The sequence below is a fragment of the Acidobacteriota bacterium genome (assembly GCA_026707545.1).
In the GTDB taxonomy this organism is placed as follows: domain Bacteria; phylum Acidobacteriota; class Thermoanaerobaculia; order Multivoradales; family Multivoraceae; genus Multivorans.
The window spans coordinates 2,689,663-2,709,662 of sequence record JAPOWR010000001.1 but is presented as its reverse complement, the minus strand read 5'-3'; the positions used below and the strand labels follow the sequence as shown (position 1 = coordinate 2,709,662).

The window sequence follows — 20,000 nt, the reverse complement described above, 5'->3', positions numbered from 1 at the left end:
CCGCCGTTTGCCGTGAAGGCGCTTGCCGCGTCGCAGCCGCGCCCCTGATCAGCCTCCTTGGCAGAGCCGCCGGAAGAGCTCCTCGTACTGGTCCGTGACCCGGTCCCAGTTGAACTCCGACGCCGCGCGGCGAGCCGCCCGTTCACCCAGCAGACGGGCCCGAGTCGGGTCGCCGGCGGCCTTCTCGAAGGCGGCCGTCAGCGAGGGCTGATCCCGCACATCGAAGTAGATGGCGGCCTCGCCGGCGGTTTCCCGGTTGGCCGGCTCGTCGTTGACCAGCACGCAGTTGCCGTAGCCCATCGCCTCGACCAGGGCGGGATGGGTGCCACCGACTTCGGTGGCGTGCACGGTCGCTAGCGCGGAGGACAGGAGCCCTCGGTAGCGGTCGCCGTACACGGCGCCGGGAAAGCGCACGCGCGGGTCGGCGTTCCTCTTCATCTTCGCGATGAAGGTCGACGCGTAGGGCGCGTCGCCGACCATGACCAGGGGCAGGTGGCCGCCTGCCCGGGCGTAGGCCGCGACGACGCGATGCGGGTTGTTCTCCGGTTCGAAGCGGCTGACGTAGAGAAAGTAGCGCCGGGGTTCGAGTCCCAGCTCCTTCAGGACAGGGTGAGAGACGATGGGTCGCGGCTCGACGCCGTAGCGGATCATTGTCGTCTCGCGGCCGTAGAGTTCGCGGTAGTGATCGGCGATGACTTCCGCGTCACTGACCGTCGTGCCCGGCAGCAGGCAGGCCAGACGTTCGGAGACGGAGTACACGAGGCGTCCCGGCCAGCCCCACTTGGCCCTGCGCTTCTCGATTCCGTCTACGTGCAGGGCGGTTCTGAGGCGCCTTGGCCAGAGCAGAGGCAGAAAGATCGCGTTCGCGCCGTTGACGACCAGCGCGGCGCGAGCGCCGCGGGCCCACAGGGCGGCGTGGAGGCAGGACAACAGGGTGTGGACGGGAGTGTCTCCGTACTTCGTGCGCAGCGTCGGCAGCACGACCAGATCGACGCCGCGATGCGAGCGGAGCCGGCGGTCGACATAGTGGCTCCGACAGTAGACGGTGACCGGCCAGCCGCGCTCCGCCAGACGGGGCGCCAATGCCTCGATCATCGTCTCGTAGCCGCTGTAGGCAGCGGGAATGCCGCGGCTGCCGATGATCAGGATTCGTGGCCGCTCCGGGGCCATCGGAAGGGAGGTCCGTCCGAACCAGCGCGCCGTCGTGCGTGGCGGCACCCGGCGGCGGGAGCGGATCATGCGGCGCCGCTCGAGGAGGCGACGACGGTTGCGCCAGAGCCAGGGATAGGCGGCCAATGACGAGGGCTCGCGCAGCAGCACGTAGGCGAGGATGCCGAGTTCCCGGACCGAAGTCGCAAGAAGCGTGCGTGGGAGATCGGCCAGGCCCCGATGGTAGAGCTGCAGCAGGTACCGGTTCTTCAGTGAGTGGAAGTTGACCTCTCTCGACATCTGACGGCGCCGATGGGGGAGGTTGACGCGACCGTGGAGAGCGCGGGCCCGGGGTTCGTAGAGCACCTCCCAGCCCCGTTCCCGTAGTCGGAAGCAGAGTTCCGCGTCCTCCCGATAGGAGTGGAAGTCGTCGTCGAGGATCCGGCCCGCGACAGCGGCGTCGCGCAGCGCGGCGCTCAGGAACAGGGTGGCGGCGCCGGTGCCCCCGAACACCCGCTCCGTCGCCGGATACTGGCCGCGGTCGATCTGGTCCGAGCCGCGATCGACGTGGCGCCAGCTTCGTGTGATCGCCATGCCGCAGGCGTCGATCGTCTCCTCCGTATCTGCCCTCAACAGCCGTCCTGTTGCTGCACCGACGGGGCGCTTCTCGTTCGTGAACCGGTGGAGACTCTCGATCAGGCGCATCGCGTAGTCGGGCGCGGGCCAGGCGTCCGCGTTCAGGCTGAGCACCCAGTCGGGGCGGGGGTCGCTCTCGAAGGCGCTGTCGAGCGCCCGGTTCAGGCCGCCGGCGAAGCCGGTGTTCTCGTCGAGAACGATCATCTCTACCGGGAAGCTGGCCGTTGCGGCGTGCTCGCGCAGCGACTCCACCGTGCTGTCCGTGCTCGCGTTGTCAACGGCGACCAGCCGGAACGGGGGCCCCTGGAGCCCTGCGAGCGCCTCGAAGAACCGCGGCAGGTTTTCTGCGTCGTTCCAGGTGACGGTGCAGATCGCAAGAACCGCGTGGGTGTGAGTCGCTCGGCTGCTCACCGGCTTCTCCAACCCGAAGCGGCCGCGACCGCGAGGTGACCGAGTCCGGCGCAGGCGTCCCGGCGGTTGCGGGCTCGCCGCGGACAGCGAAGCGGCAGCAGCAGAACGCGGAGCAGCGCCGCACCAGCCAGCACGGCGCGCAGCAGCAGAGCGGCGCCCCGGCCGTGGTGCTTGCGGGCGTACCGGTCCAGGTTGCCGTAGTAGGCGAGCAGGAAGGGGCCGTAACCGAGACGCGGTACGGAGGCGCCGAGGCCATGCCGGAAGAGAGCGTCGGGCCAGTAGCGGATCGTCGCGCCCCTTGCTTGGAGGCGCCGTGCGAGGTCGACGTCCTCGAACCAGGCGGGCCAGAACGCCTCATCCATCCGCCCGGCGGCGTCGAAGGCGTTGCGTCGAAGCAGCAGGGCGCAGGCCGCGGGCTGCTCGACCGGCGTTCCGGCTGGAGGCTCGGGCAACGCCCTGGCTTCCACGAAGCAGCAATAGCCGAGCAGCATGCCCAGGTCGGGGAGCCTGCGCAACTGCCAGCCGGCCTGCGAAACACCGTCTTGGTCCACTAGCCGGGGCGCCAGGCCGGCTGCTTCCCGGTGCTCCTCCATGCCCCGAACCAGGGACTCGAGTGCCCCGAACTCGGGTCGGGCGTCCGTGTTCAGAATCAGCAGAAGAGGTCCCGCGGACTTGGCCGCACCGAGATTGACCGCGGCGGCGAAGCCCAGGTTCCGGTCAACATCGAGGACTTTGACGTTTGTCCGATCGGCCTGAACAACGCTCAGGTTCTCAGCCGATCCGTTGTCGATCACGATCAGCTCGAACCGTTCGTCGCGAGGCCAGCTCTGGGCGAGGAGCGCGACGTTGTCCTCGTCGTGCCAGTGCGGGGCCACCGCGGTCAGGATGGGAGAGCAGCTCATTGCAGGGTTCCGCCGTCGTTTCCGGGACCCGGGTCGACTGCGGGAGCCCAGGTCGACTGGGGGCGCCCGAAACCCGCGAAGCGGGGCAGGAGCCGGACCGCGCGGCACCACGCGAACAGAAGGTCGAGGGGGCCGGGCCGTCGGGGATCGCCCGGCAGCTCGCCCTTCCGTCCCCCGAAGACGTCGACCGCGTCCCGGAGGAGAAACAGGGGCAGCCGAAGCCAGAAGCTCCTGCCGAGCCGGGCTGCCAGCACCAGGAGCCGGTTGCAGTAGATGCGGCGAACGCGCCGCCGGGCGGCGCGGCGCCCTCGGCTCGACAACGCGCCGGCGTGTTCAGTGCGGGCCGCCGGCACCAGCATCGCGCCATACGAAGCCCGGCGCAGCCGATCGGCGAGTTCGACGTCCTCGTAGTAGCTGTCGAGCCGCTCGTTGAAGGGCCGGAGCTGTCCGCTTCCCGGGCTGACGGCGGCGAGAGCGTCGCGGCGATAGAGAGTAGCGGTCGCGGACACGCCGTACACGGGTGTCGGTGCCCCGCCGGGCGGCGGCGCGGATGCGCCGCGGTCGACCTGGACCGCCTGCCAGCGGCTGTTCCAGGCCAGGCCGGCACCGTCGATCCGCGCTACATCGCTGGACTCGGCCGGAAACAGATTGATCCCCTGGGCCGCCGCGACCCGGAAGTGGGAGGAGGCCTTCGGGTCGGCCCCGGCGGAGGCCCCGAGTGCCTCCAGTAGCGCTCTCGTCCAACCGGTTTCGAGCACGGCGTCGTCGTTCACCAGCGCGATCCAGAGGCCCCGACTGGCCGCGATGCCGGCATTGGCCGCCCGGGCGAATCCCGCCGGTCGAGGGAACTGCACAATCCGCGGCGCTTGCCGGAAGGCGGCGGTGTGATCGGCGGCGAGCCGCCCTGCGAGGTCGCGAAACGGGTCGTTCACCGCGCCGGTGGCGGGCGCGGCCGGCTGCTGCCAGACGACGATCAGTTCGGCCGGGACGGCTGTCTCCGACGCGTCGCGGTAGATCGACTCGAGACACTCCGCGAGGTGGGGCGGCCCGCCCACCGTCGGAACGACGTAGGAGAGTACCGCTGTCTCCGGCGAGCCGGCGGTCAAGGTCCGGTGGCCCGGCCGACGTGCAGTGCGTGGAAGAGGATCACCTCGACCTCCGTCGGGAGGTCGGAATCGCGGACGAGGACCAGATTGCCGAGTCCGCAGAGTGGAGCGATGTCGACCTCCGTGCGGTAGCGGGTCCCGAAGAAAGGCCCGTCGGGGCCGGTCGTGACCCAATGGAGCCAGGGTCCGGTTCCAGCCGCCGTGCCGCTTTGGCGGGCCGACCACTCGCCCGTGTGATCGCCGTGGTTGAGGTCGAGGGTGTGCCGGGTCCCTTCCGCGCCGATGCGGGCAACCGTTTGACCCACAGCCACGCCGCCGCCGTGGGCCACGGCCGTATCGAGCACGAGGGTGTCGCAGCCGCCCGCGTCTGCCGCCCATAGCGGCTGATCCGCGGTCAGCACCTGCCTCGGCGAACTGAGCAGCGTCTGCCGGGGCAGGAATGCGCTCCAGGAGCCAAGCGCTGCCGACGTCAGCACCACGGCGCCTACTGCCAGCACGAGGGGCCGGGGCGTCGGTGCTCTCTTGACGATCGCGCCGATGCCGCGCCCGATCAGGATCAGAACGGCCAATCCGAGCCAGCGATCGAACGCGGTATCGAGGCCAAGCGCACTGAGTCGATCGTCGATATGCCCGTCCCTGAGCCACGGATAGGTAGCCGAGAGCGTGGCGAACACGAGCAGGCTGCCCTGCCAGCAGAACCCGAACACAGCCGCGTCGCCGCGCAGGCCGATACCTTGCCAGGGTCCCGTAGGGGGAGGATCGTCGGCGGATGCGCCGCGCGGTCGCGCCGCGCTCAACATGGTCCATAGCGCGATAGCTGCCAGGAGGGACTGCTGGGGCGGCAGGAAGCGCAGGCCGGCGACCGTCAGCAGTGCGGCGGTGGCCACGGTGTGCAGGTCGCCCCGACCGACCAGGTTGGGCGCCGCGAGAAGGATCAAGGGCACTCCGGCGAGCGCCAGTGGCCAGGGCTCCACTGCGGTGGGCGGCAGGGCGAGGGCCAGGGCGCCGGCGAGCACGAGGACGATGGCGAAGGCGAACCGGCGCCAGACGACAGCGGCCGCCATGGCTGCCAGCAGGACTCCGAAGGCGGGTTCACGGAAGAGAACGAGTCCCAGAACCAGTGTCAGGCCGAGCCCGAGCGCTGCTGCCGCGACGGACCATCGCTCCTTGAGCGCGCGCGCGGCCGCGTCGGCCAGCGCTGCTGCGGCAAGCACGAGGACGACATTCGAACGGAGGCCGCCCGCGGCCAGGATGAGGGCGGCAGTTCCCGCGAGAGCCGGGGCGCCCAAGCGGGCGAACAGGGCCGTCAGAACGACTGCCGCTACGGCCGGAATGCCGACGAGCACGACCAGCAGTCGGAGCGTCCCACCGTCCAGCATTTCCCCCTGCCGCAGGAGCAGGTTGAGTCCGATCAGCGCCGACAGCAGGGTGCCGCCCAGGCGCAGGAGACGTGCCGGTTCCAGGGAACCGGGCGGCGATAGCAGATCGACTCGGTGGGCGAGCAGACTGTCCACGAGAAGCACCGCGGGCCCGAGACAGAGCAGGGCCCCCGCCGCGGCCGCGCGGCCCGGACCGCCCGGCGGTACGGCCGCGAAGGTCACCACGGTCAGCACGGGCAACGCCAAGGCCGCAGCGCTCAGCGGCCGACGGGCGGCGCCCGCGGCGGCGAGCAGGACCGCGGTCGCGGCGAAGGCGATGTAGCGTCCTTCGGCCGCCACCTGCGCATCGCGCTCGAGCGACGCCAGGGAATTCATGGCCAGCCCGGCCAGCAGAGGCGGCAGTGCGGCGAGCCAGGGCGGTGACGGCGACCCGGGACGGGCCGGCGCGAAAGCGGATTCAGTCGTCAAGAGTGGCGTCCTTGCCGTCGAGGGCAAACGTTGGAAGACTGCCACCGCCATGTTGCCCCGGGAACTGCTCAGAAGCGAGCCTCGGCGAGTTGCCGCCGCCATCGAAGCGCGCGGCGTGGACGCTGCGCTGGTCGACCAGTGGACGGCCAGCGATCGACGCCGCCGTGAAGCACTGACGGAACTCGAGGAACTCCGTCACCGTCGTCGGTTGGCTGGTCGCGAGATTGGCAAGCTCAAGGCTCAGGGCAAGGCGAAGGAAGAAGATGCCGCCGGACGCATTCTAGAGATGACGGAGCTCAAGGCCCGCATCGAGGGCCTGGAAGACGTCGTGGCGCAGGCGGAGGAGCAACTCCGGGAAACGGAACTCAAGGTGCCGAACATCGCCCACGACACGGTACCGGTCGGCAGCGACGAAACGGCGAACCGCGTCGAGCGGTTGGTCGGCGAACCGCCGCGGTTCGACTTCGAGCCCAGGAACCACTGGGACATCGGGCCCGAACTCGGGATTCTCGACTTCGAGCGCGGCGCCAAACTGGCCGGCGCCCGTTTCGTGACGTATGTGGGATTGGGCGCCCGCCTGGAACGTGCGCTCGCTGCCTTCATGCTCGACCTTCATACCGAGGAGCACGGCTACACCGAGGTGCTACCGCCGTTCCTGGTGAAACGGGACTGCCTCCTTGGCAGCGGTCAGCTCCCCAAGTTCGAGGAAGACCTCTTCCACGTGCAGCCGGACGCGCGCTACCTCATCCCGACGGGCGAGGTGCCCCTGGTCAACCTGCACGCCGGCGAAGTGCTCGAGGAGGACGAGTTGCCCCTCAGGTACGCCGCGCTCACGCCCTGCTTCCGGGCCGAGGCAGGCTCGTACGGCCGTGATGTCCGCGGGCTCATCCGCCTGCACCAGTTCCAGAAGGTGGAACTCGTTCAGTTGACGACGCCCGAGGCCAGCTACGAGGCGTTGGAGCAACTGACGGCTCAAGCCGAGAAAGTGCTCCAGCGGCTCGAACTGCCCTACCGGGTCGTCTGCCTGAGCACTGGGGATATGGGCTTCGCCATGGCCAAGACTTACGACCTGGAGGTCTGGCTGCCGGGCCAGGCGACATACCGGGAGATCTCGTCGTGCAGCAACGCCGAGGCGTTCCAGGCGCGGCGGGTGCACACGCGCTACCGACCCCTGGGTGGGGGCGGCCTGCGCCACGTCCATACGCTGAACGGCTCCGGCCTGGCGGTCGGCCGCACGCTGGTCGCGTTGCTGGAGAACTACCAGACGGCGTCGGGCTCCGTGCGCATTCCCGAGGCGCTCCGGCCTTATGTCGGAGGCGTCGAGGAGATCCCGGCCGGATAGCCTCTGACATCGTCGCTTCGGTGCGCGATGGTAACCGGTTCGTTCGGAGGGGTGGCTGAGTGGTCGAAAGCACCGGTCTTGAAAACCGGCGTGGATGAGAGTCCACCGTGGGTTCGAATCCCACCCCCTCCGCCAGCGCTCTCGATTCCCACCCCCTCCGCCGGAATTCCCGGCGAGTTTCGCGCAGAAATCACAATTCAGGTCCGAGAGATCACGCTTCCGCTATCGGCCGTGCCTATGATTCTTCGCCGACGGCGATGAGATACCTCACTCCTGAGGAGCAGGTCGTGCGGCTGCTGCGGTGGATTGCCCTGTTCACCGGCATTCTGGCCGTGTGTCTCGTGGTGTGCTCCACCCTGTTCGTCTGGATGTGCTCGGTGGCCGTCGGCAGCTTCGCCGAGGTGCTACGGGGATTGGAGGGTATGTAGTGCGGAACGGGGACAGGTTCCGTGGTCAGGTGATTGAGGGGACCTTGCCCTCCCTTACCTGGTTCGGGCCGGTGGACGGGAGGGAGTGACGGCTATGGACGTCGTCGCCTGGCAACTTGCCAGCAACAGCCGACCTTTGTTGTTCCGGTGTCCACCGGCCCGAATCTTCCCAGTGCTGTCACTTGGCCTGAGGCTTCCGGCGTCCGGCGGCCCTATGGGCCGTTCGGGCGAGGCATGCGGTAGCCGACGCCGCGCTCGTTGAGTACGTAGGCCGGATTGACCGCGTCGTCGCCCAGCTTGCGACGGAGACTCTTCACCATGGCGCGCACGAGCTTTGGGTCGTCGGTGGTCCGATCCCGCCTCTTCCAGGCCTGGCGAAGTAGCGACTCATAGGTCACGACGCGCCCGGCGTTGCTCGACAGCACGCGGAGCACTTCGAACTCGGTGGCCGTCAAGGCCACGGGACGGTCGCCCACCATGACCCGGCGTTCCTCGTAGAGGATGGAGAGTTCCCCCAGCGCAAAGGGCTCCGGCTCCGCCCGCTGGCGCAGGGCCGCCCGCACTCGCGCCGTGAGTTCCGACGGCGAGAACGGTTTGACGATGTAGTCGGCTGCGCCCGCATCCAGAGCCCTGACGATCGTCTCGTCCCGGCCGTACACGGAGATGAAGATGACCGGCATGTCCTCCAGTTCAGGAGTTCTCTGCATCAGTTCGATGCCGTCGGCGTCCGGCAGCAGGAGGTCCAGCAGGACCAGCCGAGGCCTGTGGGTTCTGATGAGGCGGGGCAGCTCGTCGGGGTCGCCCGTAAGGAGCGGGGCGTAGCCTGCCTGGGTGAGCGCGTCCCGGACGTACCGCAGTGTCTGCGGGTCGTCGTCGACGACGAGGATCGGTTGCCGGGCCCTGCCTTGCCGACGCGGGCCAGTGGGGCTCGGCGCGGCTTCGGGGGCGGCATCCACGCGTTCCTCGTCTATGGGCACCGTGAACGTGAACCGCGTGCCGCGGCCGACTCCGCCGCTTTCCGCCCAGATGCGCCCGCCGTGAGCCTCGACCAGCCCCTTGCAGATAGCGAGACCGAGCCCGTACTCCACGCCACGCTCCCGATCGCCTCCGGCCGCGCCCGCGTGCTTGCTGAACAGGTGCGGCAGCCGCTCCGGCGCCACGCCGGGGCCCTGGTCGGAAACGGAGATCGCAACGTGCACGCCGTCCCGCGTGGCGCCGACCCGTATCGGAGACGACTCAGGGGAGTGCCGCGCCGCGTTCGCGAAGAGGTTGTTCAGGACCTGGACGATGCGCTCGCGGTCGGCCATCACCCGCGGCAGGTTCTCCGGCAGGTCGATTTCCAGAGTGTGCCTCGTGTGCGAGGTCAGGAACGTACGCCTGGCCAGATCGACCAGACCAGCCACATCCGCCGGCTCGGTTGAAACCGACAACCTGCCTGCTTCGATTCGTCCCTGGTCCAGCAAATCGGCGATCAGGCCGCGCATCTGATCGGCCTGCTGGTCGATGACCCGGAAGAACTGCAGCATCTCGGCAGGGTCCGGGGCCGGTGAGGTACCGAGGACCGTGGCGGTGGAGCCCTTGATCGAGATCAGCGGCATCCTCAGCTCGTGGCTCACCATGCTCAGGAACTCGGCTCGCAGCCGCTCGAGTTCCTCCAGGGGCGCCAGATCCTGAAGGGTGACCACCATCGACTCGACCGCACCACTCTCGGAACGGATCGGCGTCGCGTTGACCAGCACCGTGACGCTCCGGCCGTCCGGGACCGAGAGCGTGAGTTCTTCGGTCCGGACGGCCTCTGAAGCGTTCTTCACCTGCTGCGCCATCGGAAACTCCGCCAGCGTGACCTCCCTCCCGTCGGCCCACCGGCAGGTGACGACGGCCAGCAGCTCCTCCAGCGATTGCCCCGGCAGGCCCAGGCCCTCGGCGATCCGCCGCGCCTCCTGGTTCAACGACACAGGCTTGCCGGTTCCTCCCTCGAACACGACGACACCTACCGGCGACGTTTCCACCAGGGCCTCCAGATCCGCCCTTGCGCGCCTCTCGTCCCGGTGGGCGCGTGCATTGGCAATGGCCGACGCCGCCTGGGAGGCGAACAGCACCAGCACCTCCTCGTCGCCGTCCGTGAACTCCCGTCCACCCTCCTTCTCGGCAAGAAAGAAGTTGCCGACGTACTCGTTTCGGTGACGCAGCGGCGTGCATTGCAGCGTCTGCGACCGCATCAGGGACGTAGAGAAGCCGAGTTTCCGGACGTACTCCGGAAGGTTGGCCAGTCTCAACGGGGCCTGAAGATCCCGGAAGTGGGCGAACAGCCGCGGCCCGTCGGACCACGCGGCCATCTCCTCTCGCTCCTCGGGCGTAAAGCCGGACGTGACGAAGTCCTGAATCATCCCGGCGTCACCCTCGGTTCCGATCACGCCGTAGCGTGCGCCGGTCAGCGCGCGGGCGTTGTCGACGACCTCCTGCAGGACGGTGTCGAGGTCGAGGCTGGCGCTGACGCGCAGGACGGACGCGCACAGCCCAGAGATGCGGTCCTCCAGAACCGCGACTCGGTGGCGTAGCTCGGCGTGATTCTCGTTCGACTGGGGCATCGCTCACTTGTCTCGTGTCGGACTCATCTTGTCGCAGAACGATCGTAGTCCATGTCAAGTCCAGACGAGGAAGGGCACTTGATCAGGGTCGCCTGTGGCTCCGAGGAGCGCTACGCTTGGGAGCAGGTGCAGCCGTGAACCAAGAAGCGTCCGATTCATGGCAGGCGGAGATCCGGGCGGAGTTCGCCAACCTGGAGGAGATCGCCCTGGCGACCAAGCCCGCGTCCGGCGATCTTCCCGATTTGCGTGGCGTGGACATCGACGGCATCTCGATGCCACTGCGGCAGGCGATCGGCGGCGACCACCTGATCTACCTCGACTTCAAGCAGCGGTACGACCTGGAGCGCCGCATCCGGGAGGCGGAAGCGGCCGGCAATGAACGGGTCGTAGCCGGACTGCGCCAATCGCAGCAGCGCGCCGGCGTCCTGGTTGCCGACGTGTCCGGCCACAAGGCGACGGACGCCCTGGTGGCGGCGATGCTGCATCAGGCGTTCCTGCTCGGCGCGTACTACGAACTCGACCTGTTCGGCGAGATCACGACCCGTCTCTTCGAGCACATCAACCAGCGCTTCTACAAGTCGACCACGCTGAACAAGTACCTGACCATGCTCTACGGCGAAGTCTCGGAGCAAGGCAGGTTCCGCTTCTTCTCGGCGGGTCACCCCGCGCCGTTGCTCTTTGCCGGCCGCCCGGGCCGCATCGAGCATCTCCGCGAGGATCAACTGGTTCGCTTCCCGCCGGTGGGCATGTTCGCCTCGAACGCCTACATGGACGAACTCGTCGACCCGGGCCCGCTCGGCTACAAGCGTCCGTACGAGGTCAGCGAGGTCGACCTGCTCGAGGCGGGGGACCTGCTCCTCCTCTACACCGACGGCTTCGCCGAGCACGGCGAGGAACGCTACGTCGCGGAGCGGGCCGAGTCGCTCCTGGAAGCCGTGCGCGGCTTGCGCGCGAGTGAGATCTGCAAGCGCCTGCGGGATGACCTGGTCGCCTTCGCTCCGCCCGAGGACGACGTCAGCTTCGTCGTGATCAAGAAGACCCAGTAGCACGCCGGCGCATCGAACGTGTCGCCCCGCTATCGTAGGAGCCCTGCACCTACGCTTGGAGGACGCCCAATGCTCCTGCCCAACCCCGCGCGGTTCGCTTTGCTGGCCTTCGCCGTGAGTTCCCTTTCCTGTGCGGCCCCGTCGGCCCGGGACACCGGTGGCGTTCCGTACCCTGGCAGCGCAGACGTTCCACCGGCGTCCCCCGCCTACCGCGTCGCCCTGTTCGGCGACATGCACATCCACACGATGTACTCGCACGACGCGTTCATGGGCACGGTGCGCACGACGCCGGACGACGCCTACCGGTACGCCAGGGGGGAGGCGATCCCTCATCCTTCGGGTGAGTCGATCCGCCTCTCGGGTGCCCCGCTCGACTTCCTCGCGGTGACGGACCACGCGGAGTACCTTGGCGCCCTGGCGGCGCTGATCGACCCCTCGAGCCCGACCTACGGGCATCCGTTGACCGAGGATCTGTTCAGCGGCGAGGGCCGGGACGCCCGGGCGCGGCTGGGAGCGCTGAGCCGGTTGCGGGAACTGGGCCGCGCCGGCGATCCGATCAACGGCCCGGAGGTGCGGGGGAGCGCCTGGCAGCGGGTCATCGAGGCCGCCGAGAGGCACAACGATCCGGGCCGGTTCACCGCCCTGATCGGCTACGAGTACACGATGGGGGTGGGCGGCCGTCACGTGCACCGGAACGTCATCTTCCGCGGCAGCGAGGCGCCGGAGCTGCCCTTCAGTTCGCTCGACGGCGATCCCGAGGACCTCTGGAACTGGCTCGACGGCCTGCGCGAGGAGGGCATCGAGGCGCTGGCGATGCCGCACAACATGAACCAGAGCGACGGCCTGGCCTTTCCCGACCGGGAGACCTGGAAGGGGGCGGAGATCGACGCGGAGTTCGCGGCCAAGCGGATTCGGAATGAGCCGGTGGCGGAGATCAGCCAGCAGAAGGGCACGTCGGAGGTGCATCCGTCACTGTCGCCGAACGACGAGTGGGCCGACTTCCAGATCGTCCAGTACTACCTGGACCGGGTGAACAACACGGACCCGATCTCGGTCTTCAAGGGCGGCTACTGGCGGGACGCGCTGCTGACGGGGCTCCAGATGGAGGAGCGCCTGGGCGTGAACCCCTACGCGCTCGGCGCGGTCGGCTCGAGCGACAGCCACGTCTCCGCCGGCTCCTACGAGGAGGACAACCGCTTCACGTCGAGGACGAACACGCCCCAGGCCCGCGGCTCCGCCTACCGCGAGGAGGACGGCGGCTGGGAGAACTTCTGGACGCCGCGCCAGGCCACCCACGGCACGGGCGGCCTGGCCGGGGTGTGGGCGGAGTCGAACACCCGCGCCGCGATCTTCGACGCGCTGAAGCGTCGCGAGTCGTTCGCGACGTCGGGCACCCGCATCCGCGTGCGCTTCTTCGGGGGCTTCGGGCTCGATGAGGCGATCGGCGGTGCCGCGAACCCAGTCGCCGCCGCGTACGAGCACGGCGTGCCGATGGGCGGAGACCTGGAAGGCGGCGCTGGTGCCCCCAGCTTCCTCGTCTGGGCCCTCCGCGACCCGGAGAACGCCTGGCTGCAACGGGCCCAGGTCATCAAGGGCTGGCTGGAGGATGGCGAAACGAGGGAGCAGGTCTACGACGTCGTCTGCTCGGACGGCCTGGAGCCGGACCCTGAAACTCACCGTTGCGCCGACAACGGCGCGCAGGTGAACCTGGACGACTGCTCGATCAGCCGGGACAAGGGCGCCGTCGAACTCCGGACCACCTGGACCGATCCCGACTTCGACCGGGGCGCCCGTTCGTTCTACTACGTCCGCGTGCTCGAGAACCCGACCTGCCGCTGGTCGACGTGGGACGCCCTCAGCCTCGGCATCGAGCCGAATCCCGACCTCCACGCGACCCACCAGGAACGGGCGTGGAGCTCGCCCATCTGGTACACGCCGTAGCCAGCCACGCTCCTTATCCCGCGGTCGTCTCTTCTTCTGCCGCCTTCTCGACCGGCTCCAGCTTCAGCAGTGCGCCGTCGGTTTCGTCGGTGATGACGTAGATGAAGTCGTCGGGGCCCTGGCGGACGTCGCGGATGCGCTTTCCGATCTCCTTGAGCAGCCACTCGCGGCCGAGTTCATGGCCCTGCGGGCTGAAGATGAGCCGTTCGAGGTGCCCGGTGTTCGGCATGCGGCCGGTCATCAGCGCGCCCGCGAACAGGTTGCCTTTCCACTCGGGGAAGGCGTCGCCGGTGTAGAACGCGAGGCCGGAGGGGGCGATGGACGGCAACCAGAAGATGGCCGGTTCCTCCATCCCTTCGGCCCAGAAGCGCTCGGAGATGCGGACCCCGTTGTAGTGGCGGCCGTAGGAGACGACCGGCCAGCCGTAGTTCTTGCCTGCTTCGAGAGCGTTCAGCTCGTCGCCGCCCTGCGGAGCGTGCTCCGTGGTCCAGGGCTGGTTCGTCTCTGGGTGGAGCGCCAGCCCCATCTGGTTGCGGTGGCCCATCGAGTAGATCTCGGGCTTGTGCCCCTCCATGCCGACGAAGGGATTGTCGTCCGGCACGCTGCCGTCGAGCCGCAGCCGCAGCGTCTTGCCGGCGTGGCTGTTCGGGTCCTGGGCCAGCTTCGCGTGGCCGAAGAAGCTCTGCGTGCCGTCGATGAGGTCGGCGCCGAAGGCCCCGCCCATCGTCATGAACATGACGTCCTCGCCGGGTACGAAGGCGAGCCGCGCGGCAGCGATCGAGCCGCCCCAGGGCTCGGCGACGAACACATCCTCGACGTCGACGAGCGAGGTGCCGTCGAGCCGGCCGCGAACCAGGGCGACGGTTCCCTCGCGACCGGAGACCTGCCGGGTGTAGGTGAGATAGACGTACCCGTTCTCGGCGAAGTGCGGATGAACCGCGACCTCCATCATGCCGGCGAGGCTGCGGGCGAGCACGTCCTCGGGCACGCCGGCGATCGGCTCGTCGACCAGCACGCCGTCGCGGACCAGGCGCAGGGCGCCTCCGCGCTCGGTGATCAGCATGTCGCCCTTCGGCAGGAAGGCGAGGGACCACGGGCGGTTGATGCCGCGGGTGACGACGGAGACCTTCACCTCGGGGATCAGGTGGGTGTTCATGATCCACGGCTCGTCCGGCAGTTCGACCCGGGGGATGCCGCTGCGGCCACGGCCGTATCCGGTCTGCGCGACGGCCTGGCCGGCGATGAAGGCGGCGAGGAGGAACAGGGCGATCCGCGTCATCCGGGTTTCGGTGTTTCGCTTCATCGTGAGTCTCCGTCTGGTTGTTCTCCGCCCGTTTCCGCTTCGTCTTCAGGCCACTCCGCCCCCTGCTCGATCCACAGCCGGATCGTCTCGATCTGCTCTTCGGTCAACTGCGTGCCGGCCTCATACGGCGGCATCCGCATTTCGGCGAACTCGGAACTGACGCGGATGTATAGCTCGCTGTCGTCGGGGTCGCCCGGCGCGATGTTGGGGTAGCCGCCGAGGTCGGCAAAGGCGTCTTCCTTGATGTCGAGCCGCAGGTCGGCCTCCCGGCGCGAACGGTCCTCGCCGTGGCACTCGTAGCAGAAGATCTCGAGGATCGGCTTCACCTGGGAGAGGTAGTCGACCTTGTCGTCGTCCTGGCTGTTTGCCGGTGGGGTTCCGATCGAGCCGACGACCAGCAGCGCCAACGGAATGGTGAGCGGACGGCGCGCTTGCATACCCCTTCCTCTTCCCCTCCAAGCCATGAGACCCGCGGCGGGTCAGCGGTTCGACTGCTCGCAGCGGGTCTCGGCTACAGTGTAGCCGTTTTCTGGGCGGTGGCTCAGCGCGGAGCATGAAGCGATGAAGCAGCAGGCAGGGATCGCGACGGTGGCGGTAGCCGGAGCGGTTCTACTTGCCTGCGCAGCGACGCCGAACGGGGCGGGAGTCGGCGACTGGCCGATGTACCGCGGTGACCCGGCCGGTACCGGCTACTCGCCGCTGGCCGAGATCACGACCGCCAACGTGGGGCGCCTCGAGCCGGCCTGGAGCTACTCGCTGGCATCGCTTACGGGATCCGTCGACGGAGGCGCTGTTGAGACTCGGCCGGCTCGTTCGCAGGCGACGCCGATCGTGGTCGACGGCTTGATGTACCTGCCCACGGGCGACTCGGTGATGGCGCTCGATTCCGCCATCGGAAACCCGCGCTGGAGTTCTGCTCTCCCGGGGGCTCCGCCCTCGCGCCGCGGCGTCGCCTACTGGGCGGGGGGCGGCACGGAGGGTCGGAGTCCGCGCATCCTGTTCACCGCTGGCGCTCGACTGATCGCGCTGGACGCCGCCACCGGCGCCCTGGTCATGGAGTTCGGCAACGGCGGCATCGTCGACATCGGCGTTCCCTACAACTCCGTGCCTCTGGTCTGGGAGGACATCATCGTCGTCGGCGCGAACACGCCGCCCGGCGCGCCGGGCGGCATCGGCAACGCTCGGGCCTTCAGCGTGGTCACGGGCGAGAAGCTGTGGGAGTTCAGCTCGGTGCCGCAGCCGGGCCACGTCGGCCACGACACCTGGGCGGGCGACAGTTGGCGCGGCCGCCTGGGAGCGAACGCCTGGCCGTTCTACTTCACGGTCGACGAGGAACGGGAACTCGTCTTCCTGCCGCTCGCGTCGCCGATCCCCTTCGCCTACGGCGGTGACCGGCACGGCTCGAACCTCTTCGCCAACTCCGTCGTCGCCGTCGAACTCCGGACGGGCGAGTACCGGTGGCACTTCCAGACGATCCACCACGACATCTGGGACCACGATCCGCCGGCGCCGCCGGTTCTGTTCGAGGTCGAACGCGGCGGCGAGACGATCGACGCGCTCGCCGTGACGACGAAGTCGGGCTATCTCTTCATCCTGAACCGGGAGACCGGCGAACCCGTCTTCGGCGTCGAGGAGCGGCCGATGCCGCCGAGTGAAGTGCCCGGTGAGCAGACCCATGCGACCCAGCCGATTCCGACGACGCCGGCGCTGGGGCGGGTCGGCTTCGAGCCAAGCGACCTGGTGACCGCCGAGGACACGACCCCGGAGCATGCGGCGGCGTGCGCGGAGCTGGTCGAGAGCGTGGGACCGCTTGACAACCAGGGTCCGTACACGCCCTGGATGCACAGGGGCGAGGGCGAGAGTGGAGCGACCCTTCTGTTTCCGGGCCTGGCCGGCGGCCCGAACTGGGGCGGTGTGGCGTTCGATCCGGCGACCCGGCGACTGCTCGCCTTCAGCCAGGATGTCGGCACGATGGGCTGGCTGGAGGAGGATCCGGAGGTGGAAGCCGGTACCTACGTTCTGCGGGTGGCCCGGCCGTTCTCCTTCGCGGTCCGCATCGACGGGCAGTCCTGGCCGTGCCAGAAGCCGCCCTGGGGTCGCCTGACCGCGGTGGATGCGGACACCGGCGAGATCGCGTGGCAGCGGCCGGTCGGCGTCACCGAGGGACTGCCGCCCGGGAAGCAGGAGACCGGCCGCCCGGGCCGCGCTTCGGCGATCGTCACCGCCGGCGGCCTCGCCTTCATCGCCGCCACCGACGACCACCGCTTCCGGGCGCTCGATGTGGCGACCGGCGCAGAACTGTGGTCCGCCGAGTTGCCGGGCCAGGGCAACGCGAATCCGATGACCTACCTGGGTGCTGACGGCCGCCAGTACGTGGCGATCGTGGCGACGGAGGAGGTCGTCGCCTTCGGCCTGCCGTAGTCGGGACGCCGGGCGGCGCTGATTGCTACAGTTCGCCGGTACCGCTGGGACAACCGATGTCGACGCACGACGAGAGCAAGGGCCCCGAGGGCTACGATCAGCCCGCCGTAGAAGCCTGGATCGCTGAGCACGTCGATTGCCTGACGCCACCGCTCACGTGGACGCGGCTCGAGGGCGGCCACTCGAACCTGACCTACCGGCTCGACGACAGGGAAGGCCGCACGGCGGTCATCCGGCGTCCGCCCCAGGGCAAGCTGCTGCCGAAGGCCCACGACATGAGTCGGGAGTGGGCGCTGATCTCGGCGCTTGGGCCGACGGCGGTGCCGGTTCCTCAGGCGATCGCTTTCTGCGAGAGCCCGGACATCACCGGCGCATGGTTCTATGTCATGGGTCTGGTCGACGGTCGCCCGCTCTACAGCTCCGCCCATACGGAGGAGTGGGTCCCCGAAGGCCGGCGTGTGAAGCTGGCTCACTCGTTCATCGACGTGCTTGCCAACCTCCACGCCGTCGACCCGGACGAGGTGGGGCTGGGCACGCTCGGCAAACGGGACAGCTACGTCGGACGGCAGCTCCGGACCTGGTACCGGTCCTGGACCGCGTCCGTCGAACCGGCGCAGCTCGACGACCCGCGGGCGCACGAACTGCAGCGCTACTTCCTGGATCACCTGCCGGACCAGGGTCCGGCGCGCGTCGTCCACGGCGACTACGGACTGCACAACTGCCTCGTGGGGCGGGACTCGACCATCGCCGCGGTGGTCGACTGGGAGATCTCGACCCTCGGCGATCCCCTGGCCGATCTGGCCTATGCGATGAACCAGTGGCGACCGGCGGCGGACACGATGCCGACCGGCTCCGGGGGTGCCACCTCGGCGCCGGGCTTCCCGGCCCGCGAGGAGTTGCTCGAACGCTATGCGGAGCGCACCGGCCGTGACCTGTCCCATCTCGACTACTACGTCGGTTTCAACCGCTGGAAGTCGGCGGCGATCGTGCACGGCGTGTACGCCCGCTACATGGAAGGCAAGAAGAGCACGAAGGGCGTCGACATGGACGAGATGCGGGAGCGCATCGTGCGGACCCTTGATCTGGCCGAGGAGGCGGTGAGCCGCCTCTGACCGAACTCAACCTCAGGAGGAGAGTGGCATGAGCAAGCGAAGACCAAGCCGCCGCGCCTTCCTCGGACTCGCCGGCGCCGCCGCCGCGAGCTCGCTCCATCCCGCAGCCGGGGCGCAAACGACCGGCCCTATCCGGGATCTCGGCGAGACCCCGAGCGAGTACGGGCGGCCGTCGTCGTTCGAGAACTCCAGGCGATGGAGCCGCGCTCCCGACGCGACGGCGTCGTCCTCGAACACGCCGCTCGCGGATCTGGAGGGCATTGTCACCCCGTCCGGGCTCCACTTCGAGCGCCATCACACGGGCGTGCCGGCCATCGACCCGGAGACCCACCGGCTGACGATCCACGGGATGGTCGACAGACCGCTCGTTTTCTCGATGGACGACCTGGTCCGTATGCCGTCCGTCTCCCGATTCCACTTCATCGAGTGCTCGGGCAACAGCGCCCGGGAGTGGTCGCCAGCCGGTGCGGCGAACGTGCAGCTCAGCCACGGGCTCGCAAGCTGCAGCGAGTGGACGGGAGTGCTCCTCGCCGACCTGCTGGACGAAGTCGGCGTGAAGCTGGAGGCGAGCTGGGTCGTCGCGGAAGGCGCCGACGCCGGGCTGATGAGCCGCAGCGTGCCGCTCGAACGGGCGCTCGACGACGTGATGATCGCCTACGGCCAGAACGGCGAGGCCGTCCGGCCCGAGCAGGGCTATCCGCTGCGGCTGCTGGTACCCGGTTGCGAGGGGAGCATCAGCGTCAAGTGGTTGCGCCGGCTGGAAGTCGCGCACATGCCGTCGATGGCCCGGGACGAAACCTCGAAGTACACGGATCTGCTGCCGGACGGCAAGGCGCGCCAGTTCACGCTGGTCATGGACGCGAAGTCGGTGATCACCCGGCCCTCGGGCGAGCAGAAGCTGGATCGGCCCGGCTTCTGCGAGATCCGTGGTCTGGCCTGGTCGGGGCGGGGCGCGATTCGCCGCGTCGAGGTCTCCACGGACGCGGGTGCTTCGTGGGCCAACGCCGAGATCGAGGGACCCAGCTACACGAAGTCCTTCACGCGGTTCCGGTCTCCGTGGCGATGGGACGGCGGCCGCCACGTCCTGATGTCGCGGGCGACCGATGACACGGGATACGTTCAGCCGACCCTGGCGGCCCTTCTCGAGGCGCGGGGGCGGTCGACGATCTACCACAACAACCGGATCAAGGCGTGGGAAGTCCATGAGTCGGGGGAGGTCACGAATGTCGAGGCGTAGCGGCTTGCTGGCTGCCGCCCTCAGCGTCGTCGCGGGCGCTGCGCTCGCTGCCGAGTCGGAGCGCACCGGCCTCGGCCACGAAGTCACCGCCGAGGAACTGAGCGCCGCCGGCTACACCGTGTTCCCCGACGGCAAGGGCCTGCCCGGAGGCCGCGGAACCGCCGGGGAAGGCAGGGCCGTTTACCAGCAGTTCTGTGCCGCCTGCCACGGTCGAAACGCCCAGGGAGAGGACGCCGCGGCGCTTGTCGGTGGGCGCGACAGCCTGACTTCGGAGCGTCCGCGGAAGACGGTCGAGAGCTACTGGCCCTATGCGACCACGCTCTGGGACTATGTCCGGCGCTCCATGCCATACGAGGCGCCGGGTTCACTCACCAACGACGAGATCTACGCTGTCGTCGCCCATCTGCTGAACCTGATGGGACTCGTCACTGAGGACGCGGTGCTCGACCGGGAAAGCCTGCCCAAGGTCGAGATGCCGAACCGGGGCGGCTTCGTCCCGGACGACCGGCCGGACACGCGCTAGACGAGGCT

15 protein-coding genes and 1 tRNA gene are annotated in these 20,000 nt (G+C 68.9%); 9 read left to right on the top strand and 7 right to left on the bottom strand.

Annotation, left to right across the window (positions count from 1 at the left end; translation table 11 throughout):
- Positions 1-48 precede the first annotated feature (48 nt).
- From OXG83_10690 to OXG83_10675, 4 genes are read right to left on the bottom strand one after another with little or no spacing between them, the layout of a single operon-like run.
- Entirely contained in the window at positions 49-2,196 is a 2,148-nt protein-coding gene (locus OXG83_10690) for a glycosyltransferase (GenBank protein MCY3965498.1), read from the bottom strand.
- Positions 2,193-3,098 carry a glycosyltransferase gene (locus OXG83_10685; protein MCY3965497.1) on the bottom strand — a complete coding sequence of 302 codons (906 nt, stop codon included), beginning with the start codon at positions 3,096-3,098 and terminating at the stop codon, positions 2,193-2,195. The genes OXG83_10690 and OXG83_10685 overlap by 4 nt, the downstream gene beginning before the upstream one ends.
- Complete coding sequence (locus OXG83_10680) at positions 3,095-4,204, bottom strand: glycosyltransferase (protein MCY3965496.1); 1,110 nt, start codon at positions 4,202-4,204, stop codon at positions 3,095-3,097. Before OXG83_10680 ends, OXG83_10685 begins: the two co-directional genes overlap by 4 nt.
- The gene (locus OXG83_10675) at positions 4,201-6,051 is read right to left on the bottom strand and encodes a hypothetical protein (protein ID MCY3965495.1); all 1,851 of its coding nucleotides are present in this window, start codon (positions 6,049-6,051) and stop codon (positions 4,201-4,203) included. The genes OXG83_10680 and OXG83_10675 overlap by 4 nt, the downstream gene beginning before the upstream one ends.
- A 49-nt stretch (positions 6,052-6,100) precedes the next feature.
- Between OXG83_10675 and serS the strand changes: the two genes are divergently transcribed.
- From serS to OXG83_10660, 3 genes are all read left to right on the top strand, one after another.
- Positions 6,101-7,393, top strand: a complete 1,293-nt coding sequence (serS, locus tag OXG83_10670) for a serine--tRNA ligase (protein ID MCY3965494.1) — start codon at positions 6,101-6,103, stop codon at positions 7,391-7,393.
- A gap of 45 nt (positions 7,394-7,438) precedes the next feature.
- Positions 7,439-7,528: transfer RNA gene (locus OXG83_10665), tRNA-Ser, on the top strand.
- 122 nt (positions 7,529-7,650) lie between these two features.
- Positions 7,651-7,821, top strand: coding sequence for a hypothetical protein (locus tag OXG83_10660; GenBank protein MCY3965493.1), 171 nt, complete (start codon positions 7,651-7,653; stop codon positions 7,819-7,821).
- Between the two features lie 212 nt (positions 7,822-8,033).
- On the opposite strand, the gene OXG83_10655 is transcribed toward OXG83_10660, so the two are convergent.
- Positions 8,034-10,409, bottom strand: a complete 2,376-nt coding sequence (locus OXG83_10655) for a response regulator (protein MCY3965492.1) — start codon at positions 10,407-10,409, stop codon at positions 8,034-8,036.
- A gap of 134 nt (positions 10,410-10,543) precedes the next feature.
- Between OXG83_10655 and OXG83_10650 the strand changes: the two genes are divergently transcribed.
- Positions 10,544-11,455 (top strand): PP2C family protein-serine/threonine phosphatase, encoded by a 912-nt coding sequence (locus OXG83_10650; protein MCY3965491.1) that lies wholly within the window; start codon positions 10,544-10,546, stop codon positions 11,453-11,455.
- 69 nt (positions 11,456-11,524) lie between these two features.
- Positions 11,525-13,396 (top strand): DUF3604 domain-containing protein, encoded by a 1,872-nt coding sequence (locus OXG83_10645; protein MCY3965490.1) that lies wholly within the window; start codon positions 11,525-11,527, stop codon positions 13,394-13,396.
- A 13-nt stretch (positions 13,397-13,409) separates the two neighbouring features.
- Here OXG83_10645 and OXG83_10640 read toward each other — a convergent pair whose 3' ends face one another.
- Positions 13,410-14,699, bottom strand: coding sequence for a PQQ-dependent sugar dehydrogenase (locus tag OXG83_10640; protein MCY3965489.1), 1,290 nt, complete (start codon positions 14,697-14,699; stop codon positions 13,410-13,412).
- Positions 14,696-15,136, bottom strand: a complete 441-nt coding sequence (locus OXG83_10635; protein ID MCY3965488.1) for a hypothetical protein — start codon at positions 15,134-15,136, stop codon at positions 14,696-14,698. The genes OXG83_10640 and OXG83_10635 overlap by 4 nt, the downstream gene beginning before the upstream one ends.
- 124 nt (positions 15,137-15,260) lie before the next feature.
- Here OXG83_10635 and OXG83_10630 point away from each other — a divergent pair, with 124 nt between their 5' ends.
- From OXG83_10630 to OXG83_10615, 4 genes are read left to right on the top strand one after another with little or no spacing between them, the layout of a single operon-like run.
- The gene (locus tag OXG83_10630) at positions 15,261-17,120 is read left to right on the top strand and encodes a PQQ-binding-like beta-propeller repeat protein (protein ID MCY3965487.1); all 1,860 of its coding nucleotides are present in this window, start codon (positions 15,261-15,263) and stop codon (positions 17,118-17,120) included.
- A 56-nt stretch (positions 17,121-17,176) separates the two neighbouring features.
- Positions 17,177-18,232: a phosphotransferase family protein gene (locus OXG83_10625; GenBank protein MCY3965486.1), complete on the top strand. Its 1,056-nt coding sequence runs from the start codon at positions 17,177-17,179 to the stop codon at positions 18,230-18,232.
- 28 nt (positions 18,233-18,260) lie between these two features.
- The gene (soxC, locus tag OXG83_10620; GenBank protein ID MCY3965485.1) at positions 18,261-19,469 is read left to right on the top strand and encodes a sulfite dehydrogenase; all 1,209 of its coding nucleotides are present in this window, start codon (positions 18,261-18,263) and stop codon (positions 19,467-19,469) included.
- On the top strand, positions 19,456-19,992 hold the full coding sequence (locus tag OXG83_10615) for a cytochrome c (GenBank protein MCY3965484.1): 537 nt from the start codon (positions 19,456-19,458) through the stop codon (positions 19,990-19,992). The genes soxC and OXG83_10615 overlap by 14 nt, the downstream gene beginning before the upstream one ends.
- The last annotated feature ends 8 nt before the right edge of the window (positions 19,993-20,000 follow it).